This is a genomic window from Albidovulum marisflavi, from assembly GCF_025751435.1.
In the GTDB taxonomy this organism is placed as follows: Bacteria; Pseudomonadota; Alphaproteobacteria; order Rhodobacterales; family Rhodobacteraceae; genus Albidovulum; species Albidovulum marisflavi.
Genome location: NZ_JAOWKY010000004.1, coordinates 61,743 through 75,602, shown reverse-complemented (window position 1 = coordinate 75,602; position 13,860 = coordinate 61,743). Strand labels below are relative to the sequence as shown.

The window sequence follows — 13,860 nt, the reverse complement described above, 5'->3', positions numbered from 1 at the left end:
GGAATGTTACAGCCGCGCCGCAGTGCGGCAATCCGCTGGGACCAAGGGCGGCCGACCCGATTCCGTCAGTGTTTCCACGCTGGCGGGCGCTTTTCGAAGAAGGCGGCGATTCCCTCTTTCGCCTCGTCGCTTTCCCAGCGTCGGACAAGGGCCTGGATCGTATCGGCGATCGTCGCCTCTTCGATCGTGGGCCCCAGGCGGCGCGCCAGGGCCTTGGCCTCGGCCACTGCGCCGGGCGCGCAGGACAGATAGGGCTCGACCTGCGCCTCGACCGCGACGTCCAGATCGGCGGGGTCGACAGCCTGCGCCAGCAGGCCCAGCGACACGGCCTCTTGCGCCCCGAAGAAGCGCGCCGACATGAAGACGCGCCGCGCCATCGCCTCGCCCATGCGCGCCAGCACATAGGGACCGATGGTCGCCGGGATCAGACCCAGCCGGGTCTCGGTCAGGCCGAAACGTGAGCCGGACACCCCGACCGCCAGGTCGCAGACCGACATCATCCCGACACCCCCGCCAAAGGCGTTGCCCTGGATGCGGCCGATCACCGGCTTCGGGCAGGTGTTGAGCGCCTGGAGCATCATGGCCAGCTTCGTCGCCTCGCGCGCACGGGTGGCGGCATCCGCCGCCATCTGCTCGCGCATCCAGCCAAGGTCGCCGCCCGCGCAGAAGCTGTCCCCCGCGCCCGCCAGCACGATGACGCGTACCGACGGATCGCGGCCCAGCCGTTCGGTCGCGGCGGTCAGCTCGGCGATCATCTGCGCGGAAAGCGCGTTGTGCTTTTCCGGCCTGTTCAGTGTCAGCCGCGCGACACCGCGCGCGTCGCAGTCGACTGTTATCGTGTCGGTCATTCCCCTGCCCTTTCGCTTCCCGTCCGCATCGCCCGCGCCACAGCCGCGGCCTCGGCCAGCCGTGCGGGGTCGAGCCCGGTGTCGTACCCTAGCGCCTTCAGGCGCGCGTCCACCGCCTCGGTGGCGACGTTTCCTGCGGCGCCTGGCGCGTAGGGGCAGCCGCCAAGCCCACCCACGGCCGCGTCGAACACGCGCAGCCCACGCGCCAGTGATACCTCGATATTGGCCAGTGCCCGCCCGGCGGTATCGTGGAAGTGGCCGGCCAGACGGTTGGCCGGCATCTCCTGCAGCACCGCGGCCAGCATCGCGTCGACCCGCTCTGGCACCCCCTGTCCGATGGTGTCGCCAAGGCTCACCTCATGGCAGCCCATGTCGCGCAGCGCGGCCGTGACCCGGGCGGCGGCCTGCGGTGCAATAGCGCCGTCATAGGGGCAGTCCGTCACGACGGAAACGTAGCCGCGCAGCGCGATCCCGTCTGCCCGTGCGGCATCGGCCACGGGGTGGAAGCGCGCGAGGCTTTCGGCGATCGAGCAATTGAGGTTCGCCTTGGAAAACCCTTCGGACGCGGACGCGAAGATCGCCACCTCGTCCGCACGTGCGGCGCGCGCCGACTCATACCCCTTCAGGTTCGGCGTCAGCGCCATGTAACGCACACCCGGAAGGCGCGTCATGCCCGCCATCACCCTTGCGCTGTCGGCCATCTGCGGCACCCATTTGGGCGACACGAAGCTGGCCACCTCGATCCGGCGGAAACCCACGAGGTTCAGCGCGTTGACCAGCGCAATCTTCTCGTCCGTCGGGATCAGGCGCTTTTCGTTCTGAAGTCCATCGCGTGGCCCCATTTCGACGATCTCGACGAACTCAGCCATCCGACACCTCGTAGAAGTCCTGCGAATAGAACCGCTGCTCGCCATCCAGCGCCCGCGCCCGCAGGAAAGCAGGCCGCGACTGCACCCGTGACAAATAGGTGCGGATCGCCGGGAACGGATCCAGATGCACGAAACGCGGGACGGCCAGAAGGTTGTAGCCCAGCATCGTATCCGCACCCGAAAAGCCACCCGACAACAGGTGGTCGCGGCCCTCCAGCCGCCCTTCCACCGCGCGCAGTGTCAGTTCGAGCCGCCTGGTGTCCAGCTTCAGCAGGGTCTTCGAGCGCATCGACGGCTCGCGCAGGAAAACCCATTGCAGGTTCAGGTTTGCGATAAGATGCGCCTGCGTTTCAGCGAAGTGCAGCCATTCCAGGTACGTGGGACGCTCCGGGTCGCCCGGCGCGCGGCCGAAACCACGGCCTGCCGGCGTCTCGCACAGGTATTCGGTGATCGCGCCGCTTTCGCACATCGTGATCCCGTCGATCTCAATCGCAGGAACGCGACCGGCGGGCGACTTGCCCAGATAGTCGGGATCGCGAAGCGATCCGTCTGTTATCGCGTGTTCAACGATCTCGGGCTCGATCCCCATTTCGCAAAGCAACCACAGCACCCGGAATGAGCGAGAGAACGGAACGTGATGCAGGCGGACCGTCATGGCTCTTCCTCCAGACGGATCAGGGCGACACCGGCTTCGACCTGTTGGCCGGGGCTGGCCAGAACCTCTGCCACGGTGCCGTCACGCGCGGCGGCAAGAGTGTGCTCCATCTTCATCGCCTCAAGTACCGCGAGGCGATCGCCCGCCTTGACCGTCTGGCCTGCGGCAACGAACACCGCCTTGACCAGACCGGGCATCGGCGACAGCGTCAAACCGCCGCCCGCCGCCTCTGACCGGCGGTCGAGCGGGTCGGTCAGGTCGAAGTGGAAGGCGCCGGGGCCGAAGATGCTGACCCTGCCGGGGGTCAGCACGATGCGCGCGCCCGAGGGGCGGCCATTCACCCACCAGCTGTCCGAGATCAGACGACATTCCGCCTCTGCCCCGTCGATGGCGACGCGGGCATGGTTGGGCGCCAGCACGTCGATTTGGGCGGAAAGTCCGTCCAGCGTCACCGTCCTGCGAAGCGGTCCCCAAAGCGTGAAGCCCGCAACGGCAGAGCCGCCCGTGTCCAGTCCGGCCGCACCAAGCGCCGCAAGCGCCTGCACCGCAAGATCGGGCGCAGAGGCCCGTGTCAGGCCGTCGATGTCCCGGGCGATTAGGCCCGTGTCCACTTCGCCCCGCCCAAAGCCCTCGTGCCTGGCGAGCGCGCCCAGAAACGAAAGGTTGGTGACAGAGCCCGCGACCTCGGTCGCCTCAAGCGCCGCGCGCAGCCGGGACAGCGCGATCGCGCGCGTGGGCCCGTGCGTGATGATCTTGGCGATCATCGGGTCGTACCAGGGGCTGATCGTGTCGCCGGGGCGAACCCCGGTATCGGCCCGCGCGCCTTCGGGAAAACGCAGATGCGTCAGCGTCCCGGTCGCGGGCAGGAACCCGGCCGGGACGTCCTCGGCGTAAAGCCGCGCCTCGAAGGCGTGGCCCTTGATGGCCAGATCCGCCTGAGACGCCGGCAGCGGTTCGCCGCTGGCCACGCGCAGCTGCCATTCGACAAGGTCTATGCCGGTGATCGCCTCGGTCACCGGGTGTTCGACCTGAAGGCGGGTGTTCATCTCCATGAACCAGAAGCGGTCGGGTCGCAGCCCCTCGGACCCGTCGACGATGAACTCGACGGTGCCTGCGCCCTTGTAGCCGATGGCTTCGGCGGCGCGCACGGCGGCCTGGCCCATGGCGGCGCGCATCGCTTCGGTCATGCCTGGCGCGGGCGCTTCCTCAATCACCTTTTGGTGGCGGCGCTGGAGCGAGCAGTCGCGCTCGAACAGATGCACGGCATGTATGCCGTCGCCAAAGACCTGCACCTCGATGTGGCGCGGCTGCTGGACGAACTTCTCTATCAGCACTGCGGGATTGCCAAAGGCGGTCCGCGCCTCGCCCTGCGCGCTCTCAAGCGCGGCGGCGAAGTCCCGATGCCGTTCGACCAGCCGCATCCCCTTTCCGCCGCCGCCCGCGACGGCCTTGATCAGGACCGGGTAGCCGATCGCCTCGGCCGCGCCGGCAAGGTGTTCGGGGTCCTGGTTTTCGCCGTGATAGCCCGGCACGACCGGAACGCCGGCCCGTTCCATCAGCGCCTTGGCTGCGTCCTTCAACCCCATCGCGCGAATGGCCGCTGCCGAGGGGCCGATGAAGGTCAGTCCGGCGGCCTCGACCGCGTCCACGAATTCCGGGTTTTCGGACAGGAACCCATAACCCGGATGGATCGCCTGAGCGCCCGTCGCGATCGCGGCCTGAATGATATGATCGCCCTTGAGATAGCTGTCCGACGGGCGCGGGCCGCCGATGTGGACAGCTTCGTCGGCCATCGCGACATGCCGAGCGGTGGCGTCGGCGTCGGAGTAGACGGCGACCGTCGCCACGCCAAGCTTGCGGGCCGTGTCGATGACGCGGCAGGCGATCTCTCCCCGGTTGGCGATCAGGATCTTCTTGAACATCAGCGGACCTTTCGCATGGCACGCGGCCGGGGGCTGCCTGCCCCCGGACCCCCGGGGATACTTGAGAAAGAGAAGAAGGTGGGATGCCGCATCGGATCACATCCGGAAGACGCCGAAGCGCGTGGGTTCGATCGGCGCGTTCAGCGCAGCGGACAGCGACAGCGCCAGTACCTGACGCGTCTTTCGCGGATCGATGATGCCGTCGTCCCAGAGGCGGGCGGAGGCATACAGGGGATGTGACTGCTCCTCGAACATCTCGATCGTCGGGCGCTTGAACTCGGCTTCCTCCTCGGCGCTCCAACTGCCCCCTGCCCGCTCGATCCCGTCGCGTTTCACGGTGGCAAGCACGCCCGCCGCCTGTTCGCCGCCCATGACCGAAATGCGGCTGTTCGGCCAGGTCCAGAGGAAGCGGGGCGAATAGGCGCGGCCCGCCATGCCGTAGTTGCCCGCGCCGAAGGAGCCGCCGACAAGGCAGGTGATCTTGGGCACGGAGGTGGTGGCGACGGCCGTCACCATCTTTGCCCCGTGACGTGCGATGCCCTCGTTCTCGTACCTGCGGCCAACCATGAAGCCGGTGATGTTCTGCAGAAAGACGAGCGGGATGGAGCGCTGCGAGCACAGTTCCACGAAATGCGCGCCCTTGACCGCGCTTTCGCTGAACAGCACGCCGTTGTTCGCGACGATGCCGACCGGGCAGCCGGCGACATGGGCAAAGCCGGTGACCAGCGTCTCGCCGAAGCGCGGCTTGAACTCGTCGAACCGGGACCCGTCGACGATGCGCGCGATGACCTCGCGGATGTCGTAGGGCGTCCGCAGGTCGGCGGGGACCAGGCCCAGGATTTCTTCCGGGTCGTAGTCCGGTTCCTCGGGGCTTTGCCAATGGACCGTCTGCGGACGCTGCCTGTTGAGGTTGCCGATGGCGCGGCGGGCAAGCGCCAACGCGTGGGCGTCATCCTCGGCCAGGTAGTCCGCGACACCCGAAAGCCGGGTATGCACGTCGCCGCCGCCAAGGTCCTCGGCGCTGACGACCTCGCCCGTCGCGGCCTTGACCAGAGGCGGACCGGCCAGGAAGATCGTGCCCTGGTCCCTGACAATGATCGAGATGTCGGACATCGCGGGCACATAGGCCCCACCCGCAGTGCAGGATCCCATGACGACCGCGATCTGGGCAATGCCCTTGGCGCTCATCCGGGCCTGGTTGAAGAAAATTCGGCCGAAGTGGTCGCGGTCGGGGAAGACCTCGTCCTGGTTGGGCAGGTTCGCGCCACCCGAGTCCACGAGATAGACGCAAGGCAAATGGTTCTGTTCGGCGATCTCCTGCGCGCGAAGGTGCTTCTTGACGGTCATCGGGTAATAGGTGCCACCCTTCACGGTGGCGTCGTTGGCGACGACCATGACCTCTTGCCCCATGACGCGCCCGATGCCCGCGATCACGCCGGCACAGGGTGCTGCACCGTCATACATGCCATGTGCGGCCGTCGCCCCTATTTCCAGGAAGGGCGACCCGGCATCGAGCAGGTTCGCCACCCTTTCGCGCGGGGGCATCTTGCCGCGCGCGACATGCCGGGCCAGCGACTTTTCCCCGCCACCAGCGGCGGCCAGAGCGGCAGCTTCGGAAACGGTTGCCAGCATCGACTCGTGGGCGGCGCGATTTGCCTTGAAGGTTTCGGATGTGGGCAGGACGGAAGAGGTCAATCGCATGTCAGCACCTTGGATCTTCGGCGTTCGGAAGCAGGCCTGTTGCGCCAACGCAACAACCTTGTGACGGACGCGGGATGCTTGGGGAAAGTTGACTTACATCAAAGTGCTGCACCGCAGCGATGCTACGGAGTGTCTGCGCTCGATAACGGAGAAAACTCACATGAAGCTGACACTCGTTCCCGCCCTCATCGCCCTTGTCGCCGCCGCGCCCGCATGCGCCCAGTCCGCCGGGGATTGGACCGTCGGCGTCGGCCTCGGCTGGGTTTCGCCGAAGGGCGACAACGGTCTTTTGGCCGGCCAGCCGACCACGGTCGACAATGACATGCGCCCAACCATCACCGTGGAATACTTCCCCTGGGACAACATCGGCATCGAGCTTCTGGCGGCCACGCCCTTCGAGCACACCGCAACGATTTCGGGCGTCGGCACCGCGACGACCAAGCATCTGCCGCCCACCCTTTCGCTCGTGTACCACATCCCGACCGCCGGGAAGATCACGCCCTTCGTTGGCGCCGGCCTGAACTACACGACCTTCTTCAGCGAGGAATCGGCGCTTGGCAACGTGAAGCTGGACGACTCCTTCGGTCTGGCGGTGAAGGCCGGTTTCGACGTCGCGATCTCTGACAAGGGTGCGCTGCGGACCGAAGTTCGCTGGATGGACATCGACACCGACGCGTCCCTGAACGGAGCGTATATCGGCACGGCTGAAATCGACCCCGTCGTCTTCGGCGTGTCCTATGTGATGAAGTTCTGAGACGGCACCCCGGTCATGGGGGCGGAGGGGGCGCGTCAGGTAGGCGGCGCGCCCTTTCTGTTTGATAAGCGGCAGTCCAAGGATGCGCCCGAGACAGGGCTGCGCGGCACGGATCGCCCTTGGGTCAAGAGGTTGCGTAGCGCTCACCCCATCGCCCCCATCAATTCCCGCCCGATCAGCATGCGGCGGATCTCGGACGTTCCCGCGCCGATCTCCATCAACTTCGCGTCGCGGAAGATGCGCGAAACGGGGGTTTCGTTCATGAAACCCATGCCGCCCATCGCCTGAACCGCCTGATGCGCGACCGTCATCGCCTCTTCCGAGGCGTAAAGGACGCAGGCGGCCGCGTCTTGGCGCGTCACCTCGCCCCGGTCGCAGGCGCGGGCGACTTCGTAGACATAGGCTCGGGCGGAATTCATCTTGGTGTACATGTCGGCGATCTTGGCCTGCATCAGCTGAAAGCTTCCGATCGGCTTGCCGAACTGTTTTCGGGTCGCGAGATAGGGCATGACTTCGTCCAGGCAGGCGGCCATGATCCCGGTGCCGATGCCCGACAGCACGACGCGTTCGTAGTCCAGCCCGGACATGAGGACGCGCACGCCCTTGCCCTCCTGCCCCAGCACATTCTCGAACGGCACCTCGACATCCTCGAAGATCAGTTCCGCGGTGTTCGATCCGCGCATTCCGAGCTTGTCGAAGTGGTTGGAGGTCGAGAAGCCCTTCATGGTCTTTTCGACAATGAAGGCGGTGATGCCCTTCGACCCGGCCTCTGGGTCAGTCTTGGCATAGACGACCAGCGTGTCGGCGTCAGGCCCGTTGGTGATCCAGAACTTGGTGCCGTTCAGCGCGTAGTAGCCGTTGCGCCTTTCCGCCCTGAGCTTCATCGAAACCACGTCGGACCCGGCACCGGTTTCGGACATCGCCAACGCACCGACGTGATCGCCGGAGATCAGGCCGGGGAGGTATTTGCGCTTTTGCTCGTCCGTCCCGTTCAGCTTGATCTGGTTCACGCACAGGTTCGAATGCGCGCCGTAGGACAGGCTGACCGAGGCGGAGGCGCGGGCGATCTCTTCCGTCGCGACGACATGGGCCAGATAGGACATGCCCGCTCCGCCGAACTCTTCGGGCACGGTGATGCCCAGAAGGCCAAGGTCGCCCATTTCCTTCCAGAGCTTGGGTGGGAACGCATTCGTGCGATCCACTTCGGCTGCGATCGGCTTGACCCGATCCTGCGCCCAACGATGCACCATGTCCCTCAGCGCCTCGACCTCTTCGCCGAGGTGGAATTTCATCGATGCGTTGAACATTGGCCGCCTCCCGGAAATGAACGACTGTTCAATTCATAGGGCGAAAGCGTGAGTCGCGTCAATGGGCTCTTGCGCCCCGAAACGGAGCGTCATGCCGGGAACAGTTCCCGGATTTTCAGAAGATCAGTTTCGCGACCAGCGACGGAAGTTCGTCGAACGCATCGAAGGTCGCCTCGGGTGCGAAATCGGTCACGCCCCGGCCCGCCGGGCCGAAAGTTGCCAGCGCCACCGGAACACCCGCCGCCGCGGCCGTCCTTCGGTCCGTGTCGGTGTCGCCAACCAGCATCGACCGGTCCAGAGCGCCGCCCGCGCGCTCCACGGAAAGGCGATAGGGCGCGGGATCGGGCTTGCGCACGGGCAAGGTGTCTGCCCCCACGAGCGACCCGAAAAGATCCCGCACACCCAGGCGCGAAATCAGGATCTCAGCCAGTCTTTCGGGCTTGTTTGTACAGATTCCCGTGGCGAATCCGGCCCTTCGCAGGGCCTCAACCGCCTCGACGGCGCCGGGGTAAAGCCGCGTTTCCCGGTCGATCCCCTCCTCATAGGCGGCCAGCAGCAGCGGATACTGGATGTCCACCTCTGACTCGGAGACTTCGCCCAGACGGGAAAACCCAAGGCGAAGCATCGCACGCCCGCCATGAAAGGCGGTCAGCGCATCGGCGACCGGGTCCAGCGGTGTGCCCATGCCCAGCCCCTTAAAGCAGGCGTTCGCGGCACAAATCAGGTCGGCCGATGTATCCGCCAGGGTTCCATCCAGATCGAATATGACCGTGCGCATGTCACCCCCTATTGGGCGATCAAGCGCCCACCTGTAACCTCCGGTAAGGGATCGTGATGCCCCCGCCCTTGCGGCAAACCGCGCCTTGGGTAAAACGGACGCGACCGAAAGAAAAGAGCAAGACCATGGCCACAGCGCTGATCATCCTCGCCGCGGGACAGGGAACACGGATGAATTCCGACCTGCCCAAGGTTCTACACAAGGTGGCCGGCGCGCCACTTCTGCATCACGCGATGGCGGCGGGCGCATCCCTTGCCCCCGAACGCGTTGTCGTGGTCGCCGGGCATGGCGCGGAGGCAGTCGAGAAAGCTGCACTGGCCTATGATGAAGCGGCGGCCGTTGTCCGCCAGGAAGAACAGCTTGGAACCGGTCACGCGGTCCGCCAGGCGCTGCCCGCGCTGTCGGACTTCGATGGCACCGTCATCGTTCTTTACGGCGACACGCCCTTCATCCAGCCCGAAACTCTGGACGCGATGCTGGTCAGCGGAGCCGACGTGACGGTTCTGGGTTTCGAGGCTGCCGAACCGGGACGCTACGGCAGGCTGATCGCGCAGGACGGCGCATTGGAACGGATCGTCGAGTTCAAGGACGCGACCGAGGCGGAACGCGCCATCCGTCTTTGCAACAGCGGGGTTATCGCCGCTGACGCGCGGCTGCTGGAAGAACTTGTGGCCGGTCTGACGAACGACAACGCCGCCGGGGAATACTACCTGACCGACATCATCGCCGCGGCGCGCGCCAAGGGGCGAAGCGCGCGTGTGGTGACCTGCGACGAAGCCGAAACCATGGGCGTGAACACCCGCGCCGAACTGGCCCGCGCGGAGGCCGCCTTCCAGGCCCGCGCACGGATCCAGGCGCTTGACAACGGCGTGACACTCAGCGCCCCCGAGACCGTGTTCTTCGCGCTTGATACCGTGGTGGGGCGCGATGCGACGATCGGGCAGAATGTGGTCTTCGGTCCCGGTGTCACGGTCGAATCCGGCGCGGATATCCTGCCCTTCTGCCATCTTGAAGGCTGCCACATTTCACGCGGCGCGCGCGTCGGACCTTTTGCCCGCTTGCGCCCCGGCGCCGAACTGGCCGAAGAGGTCCACGTCGGCAACTTCGTCGAGATCAAGAACGCCATTCTGGACGAAGGCGTGAAGGTTGGCCATCTGACCTATCTGGGCGACGCGCACATTGGTGAGCACACCAACATCGGCGCGGGCACGGTCACTTGCAACTACGACGGCGTGATGAAGCACCGGACCGAGATCGGCGCCCATGCCTTCATCGGGTCGGACACGATGCTGGTCGCACCAGTCCGTGTCGGCGCGGGGGCCCTGACCGGATCGGGTTCGGTCATCACTCAAGACGTTCCTGACGGCGCGCTGGCGATTGGAAGGGCCAAACAGGAAACAAAACCAGGTCTTGCGGTAAAATTGTTCGAAAAACTGAAACAACAAAAAGCCCGCAGGGCCGAAGGTGGCAAATAATGTGTGGAATTGTTGGTGTGCTTGGCGGTCACGAGGTCGCGCCCCTTCTGGTGGAGTCGCTCAAGCGGCTTGAGTACCGCGGCTATGACTCCGCCGGGATCGCGACCGTGAACAAGGGGCGCCTTGACCGCCGCCGCGCCGTCGGAAAGCTGGCCAACCTGTCCGACCTTCTGGTGCACGAGCCGCTGGCGGGAAAGTCGGGGATCGGGCACACACGCTGGGCCACGCACGGCGCGGCCACGGTCGTCAACGCCCATCCGCACCGGTCAGGTCCGGTCGCCGTCGTCCACAACGGCATCATCGAGAACTTTCGCGAACTGCGCGCCGAGCTGTCCGACGCGGGCCTGGCCTGCGAGACAGAGACGGACACCGAGGTCGTGGCACTTATGGTGCGGATGCACATGGACCGCGGCCTTGCCCCTCGGGAGGCAGCTCGTGAAACGCTGCGGCGCCTCGAAGGTGCCTTCGCCCTGCTTTTCCTGTTCGAGGGCGAAGAAGACCTGATGATCGCCGCCCGCAAGGGCTCCCCCCTGGCCATCGGCCACGGCGAGGGAGAGATGTTCGTCGGCTCAGACGCGATCGCGCTGGCGCCGATGACCGACCGGATCACCTACCTCGAAGAGGGCGACTACGCGTTCATTACCCGGCAGGGCGCCGAGATATTCGACACCGAGGACCGCCGCGCAAATCGCGAGACCTCTCGCATCCAGCTGGACCAGACCCGCATCGAAAAGGCGGGCTACAAGCACTTCATGGCCAAGGAGATCGCCGAGCAACCCGTGGTGATCGCCGATGCGCTGAAGCACTATTGCCGCGAAGGCCGGATCGGGCTGCCCATCGCGCTGGATTTCACGACCCTCGACCGTTTGACGCTGGTGGCCTGTGGCACTGCGAACTACGCCTGCCAGACCGCGAAGTACTGGTTCGAAAGCCTGGCCGCGCTGCCCTGCGAAGTTGATATCGCGTCCGAGTTCCGGTACCGCGAACCTCCGCTGCCGGCCAACTCCTTCGCGCTTTTCGTAAGCCAGTCGGGCGAAACCGCCGACACCCTTGCCGCGCTGCGGTACGCAAGGGAAAGGGTTGCCAAGACCGTGGCGGTGATCAACGTGCCCACATCGTCCATCGCGCGCGAGGCGGACGTGGCGCTGCCGATCCTCGCCGGGGTCGAGGTCGGCGTGGCTTCGACCAAGGCGTTTACCTGCCAGCTCGTGGTTCTTTACCTGCTGGCGCTCAAGGCGGCGGTCGACAGGGGCCGGATGGGCGCCGATGATCTGTCGGAACGGCTGGGTGAACTCGCGGGGCTGCCAGGTCTCATGAACCAGACGATGGCGCGCGAGGGCGAGATCGCCACCATCGCCGGCGCGGTCGCCGAGGCGCAGGACGTCCTGTTCCTTGGCCGCGGCGCGATGTTCCCCCTGGCCCTGGAAGGCGCGCTGAAACTCAAGGAAATCAGCTATATCCACGCCGAAGGTTACGCTTCGGGAGAACTCAAGCACGGCCCGATCGCGCTGATCGACAAATCCGTGCCGGTCGTGGTTCTGGCGCCGCATGACGCGCTGTTCGACAAGACGGTGTCGAACATGCAGGAGGTGATGGCCCGACATGGCAAGGTGGTCCTGATGACCGATGCCAAGGGTACGGCCGAGGCGCGGGACGGAACGTGGAAATGCGTCACGCTGCCATCGGTAGCGCCAGCGCTCGCCCCGATCCTTTACGCCCTGCCGGCACAGCTTCTGGCCTACCACGCGGCGGTCGCCAAGGGCACCGACGTGGACCAGCCGCGCAACCTTGCGAAATCGGTGACGGTGGAATGACCCTTGACGACGCGATTGCAGCCCTGCGCGCGGGCATCGAGCCTGGCCGCGCCGAGGGGATGGCCGCCTACCACAAGCAGACGCGTGAGGTTCTGGGGATCGCGAACCCCTTCCTCAATGACCTGGCCCGGGACTGGCGGCGGGCGCTGACGGTGCCCGAGCGGGTGACGCTTGCGGATGCCCTGTGGCGCACGGACATCTTCGAGGCGCGGATCGTCGCAGCCAAGCTTCTGACCCAGGCGAGGATCAAGGATGACGAAGCCGTCTGGCGCCTGATAGCCTCGTGGGTGCAGGACTTTGACAGCTGGGCCATCGCCGACCACGTATGCGACGCGGGTGGCAGGCGTTTGGTGGCGGACCCTTCGCGGATCGACCAGGTGGAAGGCTGGTCACGATCGGACATCATGTGGATCCGCCGCGCGGCGCTGGTCATGACCCTGCCCTGGACCAAGCAGAACCATCCGACCGCCCGCGACCTGGAAATCAGGGACCGGGTGCTGGGCTGGGCTGCGGCCTGCGCGGACGATCGGGACTGGTTCATCCAGAAGGCCGTCGCTTGGTGGCTGCGCGACCTGTCGAAGCACGACGCGCCGCGTGTCCGCGCCTTCCTTGACGCGAACGGCGCGCGAATGAAGCCCTTCGCCCACAAGGAGGCGGCGAAGTACCTGGCGTGAACACCTGCCGATCCCCTTCTTGTAGGGGCCCTGCCAAGAGACTAGACTTGTTCGCATGACCCCTCTGATAGACCCCTTCGCCCGGCCAATCTCGTACCTCCGTGTCTCGGTCACGGACCGCTGCGACTTCCGCTGCACGTACTGCATGGCCGAACACATGCAGTTCCTGCCCAAGAAGGACCTGCTGACGTTGGAGGAGCTGGACAGGCTTTGTTCCACCTTCATCCACCTCGGCGTCACCAAGCTTCGCATCACGGGCGGCGAACCGCTGGTGCGGCGCGACATCATGACCTTCTTCCGCACCATCGCCCGCCACCTGGATAGCGGCGCGCTGAGCGAGTTGACGCTGACCACCAACGGGTCGCAGCTGGCCCGGTTCGCGGACGAGCTTGCCGCTTGCGGGATCCGGCGCGTCAACGTTTCGCTCGACACCCTGGACCAGGAAAAGTTCGCCGAGATCACCCGGTGGGGTCGCCTTCCCCAGGTCATGCAGGGGATCGAGGCCGCCAAGCGCGCCGGGCTTCGCGTCAAGATCAACACCGTCGCGCTGAAGGGTTTCAACGAGGATGAGCTGTTCTCGCTTCTGGAATGGTGCGCTCGCGAAGACCACGACCTGACCTTCATCGAGGTCATGCCGATGGGCGAGATGGGCGAAGAGTTGAGGCTTGACCAATACTGGCCGCTCAAGGACCTGCGCGCACGCCTGGCGGAACGCTTCACGCTGACCGACTTGGCCGAACGATCGGGAGGGCCAGCGCGGTATGTCCGGATCGAGGAAACGGGGCAGAAGGTGGGCTTCATAACACCGCTCACGCATAACTTCTGCGAAAGCTGCAATCGCGTGCGCGTCACCTGCACGGGCGAGCTGTTCATGTGCCTGGGCCAGGAAGACATGGCCGACCTGCGCGCGCCGTTGCGCGCCTCGTCCGATGACGCGGCGCTTGAGCAGGCGATCCGCGCGGCGATCGCGCGCAAGCCCAAGGGGCACGACTTCGACTATTCGCGCCAGAAGGTCGCGGGCCAGATGTCGCGTCACATGAGCCACACCGGCGGCTGAGCGCCC

At 65.8% G+C, this 13,860-nt stretch carries 12 protein-coding genes; 5 read left to right on the top strand and 7 right to left on the bottom strand.

Translation table 11 applies throughout. From position 1 onward, the window contains the following. Positions 1–65: 65 nt before the first annotated feature. From OEW28_RS14190 to OEW28_RS14170, 5 genes are all read right to left on the bottom strand, one after another. Positions 66–848, bottom strand: coding sequence for a crotonase/enoyl-CoA hydratase family protein (locus OEW28_RS14190; protein WP_263735457.1), 783 nt, complete (start codon positions 846–848; stop codon positions 66–68). Continuing rightward, a complete protein-coding gene (locus OEW28_RS14185; RefSeq protein ID WP_263735456.1) occupies positions 845–1,717 on the bottom strand; it encodes a hydroxymethylglutaryl-CoA lyase in 873 nt (290 codons plus the stop codon). Before OEW28_RS14185 ends, OEW28_RS14190 begins: the two co-directional genes overlap by 4 nt. Next, positions 1,710–2,372, bottom strand: coding sequence for a glutathione S-transferase family protein (locus tag OEW28_RS14180; protein ID WP_263735455.1), 663 nt, complete (start codon positions 2,370–2,372; stop codon positions 1,710–1,712). The genes OEW28_RS14185 and OEW28_RS14180 overlap by 8 nt, the downstream gene beginning before the upstream one ends. Next, complete coding sequence (locus OEW28_RS14175; RefSeq protein ID WP_263735454.1) at positions 2,369–4,294, bottom strand: acetyl-CoA carboxylase biotin carboxylase subunit; 1,926 nt, start codon at positions 4,292–4,294, stop codon at positions 2,369–2,371. The genes OEW28_RS14180 and OEW28_RS14175 overlap by 4 nt, the downstream gene beginning before the upstream one ends. Before the next feature lie 96 nt (positions 4,295–4,390). Beyond that, a complete protein-coding gene (locus OEW28_RS14170; RefSeq protein WP_263735453.1) occupies positions 4,391–5,995 on the bottom strand; it encodes a carboxyl transferase domain-containing protein in 1,605 nt (534 codons plus the stop codon). A gap of 160 nt (positions 5,996–6,155) precedes the next feature. Between OEW28_RS14170 and OEW28_RS14165 the strand changes: the two genes are divergently transcribed. Further along, positions 6,156–6,749, top strand: coding sequence for an OmpW/AlkL family protein (locus OEW28_RS14165; protein ID WP_263735452.1), 594 nt, complete (start codon positions 6,156–6,158; stop codon positions 6,747–6,749). Between the two features lie 143 nt (positions 6,750–6,892). Here OEW28_RS14165 and OEW28_RS14160 read toward each other — a convergent pair whose 3' ends face one another. Continuing rightward, positions 6,893–8,056 (bottom strand): isovaleryl-CoA dehydrogenase, encoded by a 1,164-nt coding sequence (locus OEW28_RS14160; RefSeq protein WP_263735451.1) that lies wholly within the window; start codon positions 8,054–8,056, stop codon positions 6,893–6,895. 115 nt (positions 8,057–8,171) lie between these two features. Continuing rightward, positions 8,172–8,834 carry an HAD-IA family hydrolase gene (locus OEW28_RS14155; protein WP_263735450.1) on the bottom strand — a complete coding sequence of 221 codons (663 nt, stop codon included), beginning with the start codon at positions 8,832–8,834 and terminating at the stop codon, positions 8,172–8,174. 125 nt (positions 8,835–8,959) lie between these two features. On the opposite strand from OEW28_RS14155, the gene glmU reads away from it, so the two are divergent. The 4 genes from glmU to moaA are packed head-to-tail and all read left to right on the top strand — an operon-like array spanning position 8,960 to position 13,854. Further along, positions 8,960–10,309, top strand: a complete 1,350-nt coding sequence (glmU, locus tag OEW28_RS14150) for a bifunctional UDP-N-acetylglucosamine diphosphorylase/glucosamine-1-phosphate N-acetyltransferase GlmU (protein WP_263735449.1) — start codon at positions 8,960–8,962, stop codon at positions 10,307–10,309. Further along, entirely contained in the window at positions 10,309–12,123 is a 1,815-nt protein-coding gene (glmS, locus tag OEW28_RS14145) for a glutamine--fructose-6-phosphate transaminase (isomerizing) (RefSeq protein WP_263735448.1), read from the top strand. Before glmU ends, glmS begins: the two co-directional genes overlap by 1 nt. Next, positions 12,120–12,797 (top strand): DNA alkylation repair protein, encoded by a 678-nt coding sequence (locus OEW28_RS14140; protein ID WP_263735447.1) that lies wholly within the window; start codon positions 12,120–12,122, stop codon positions 12,795–12,797. The genes glmS and OEW28_RS14140 overlap by 4 nt, the downstream gene beginning before the upstream one ends. Before the next feature lie 55 nt (positions 12,798–12,852). After that, positions 12,853–13,854 (top strand): GTP 3',8-cyclase MoaA, encoded by a 1,002-nt coding sequence (gene moaA / locus OEW28_RS14135; protein ID WP_263735446.1) that lies wholly within the window; start codon positions 12,853–12,855, stop codon positions 13,852–13,854. Positions 13,855–13,860 lie beyond the last annotated feature (6 nt).

Bases quoted from the DNA above. Each gene is read 5' to 3' on its own strand.
- OEW28_RS14190 (WP_263735457.1), bottom strand. From the start codon at position 848: ATGACCGACACGATAACAGTCGACTGCGACGCGCGCGGTGTCGCGCGG.
- OEW28_RS14185 (WP_263735456.1), bottom strand. From the start codon at position 1,717: ATGGCTGAGTTCGTCGAGATCGTCGAAATGGGGCCACGCGATGGACTT.
- OEW28_RS14180 (WP_263735455.1), bottom strand. From the start codon at position 2,372: ATGACGGTCCGCCTGCATCACGTTCCGTTCTCTCGCTCATTCCGGGTG.
- OEW28_RS14175 (WP_263735454.1), bottom strand. From the start codon at position 4,294: ATGTTCAAGAAGATCCTGATCGCCAACCGGGGAGAGATCGCCTGCCGC.
- OEW28_RS14170 (WP_263735453.1), bottom strand. From the start codon at position 5,995: ATGCGATTGACCTCTTCCGTCCTGCCCACATCCGAAACCTTCAAGGCA.
- OEW28_RS14165 (WP_263735452.1), top strand. From the start codon at position 6,156: ATGAAGCTGACACTCGTTCCCGCCCTCATCGCCCTTGTCGCCGCCGCG.
- OEW28_RS14160 (WP_263735451.1), bottom strand. From the start codon at position 8,056: ATGTTCAACGCATCGATGAAATTCCACCTCGGCGAAGAGGTCGAGGCG.
- OEW28_RS14155 (WP_263735450.1), bottom strand. From the start codon at position 8,834: ATGCGCACGGTCATATTCGATCTGGATGGAACCCTGGCGGATACATCG.
- glmU (WP_263735449.1), top strand. From the start codon at position 8,960: ATGGCCACAGCGCTGATCATCCTCGCCGCGGGACAGGGAACACGGATG.
- glmS (WP_263735448.1), top strand. From the start codon at position 10,309: ATGTGTGGAATTGTTGGTGTGCTTGGCGGTCACGAGGTCGCGCCCCTT.
- OEW28_RS14140 (WP_263735447.1), top strand. From the start codon at position 12,120: ATGACCCTTGACGACGCGATTGCAGCCCTGCGCGCGGGCATCGAGCCT.
- moaA (WP_263735446.1), top strand. From the start codon at position 12,853: ATGACCCCTCTGATAGACCCCTTCGCCCGGCCAATCTCGTACCTCCGT.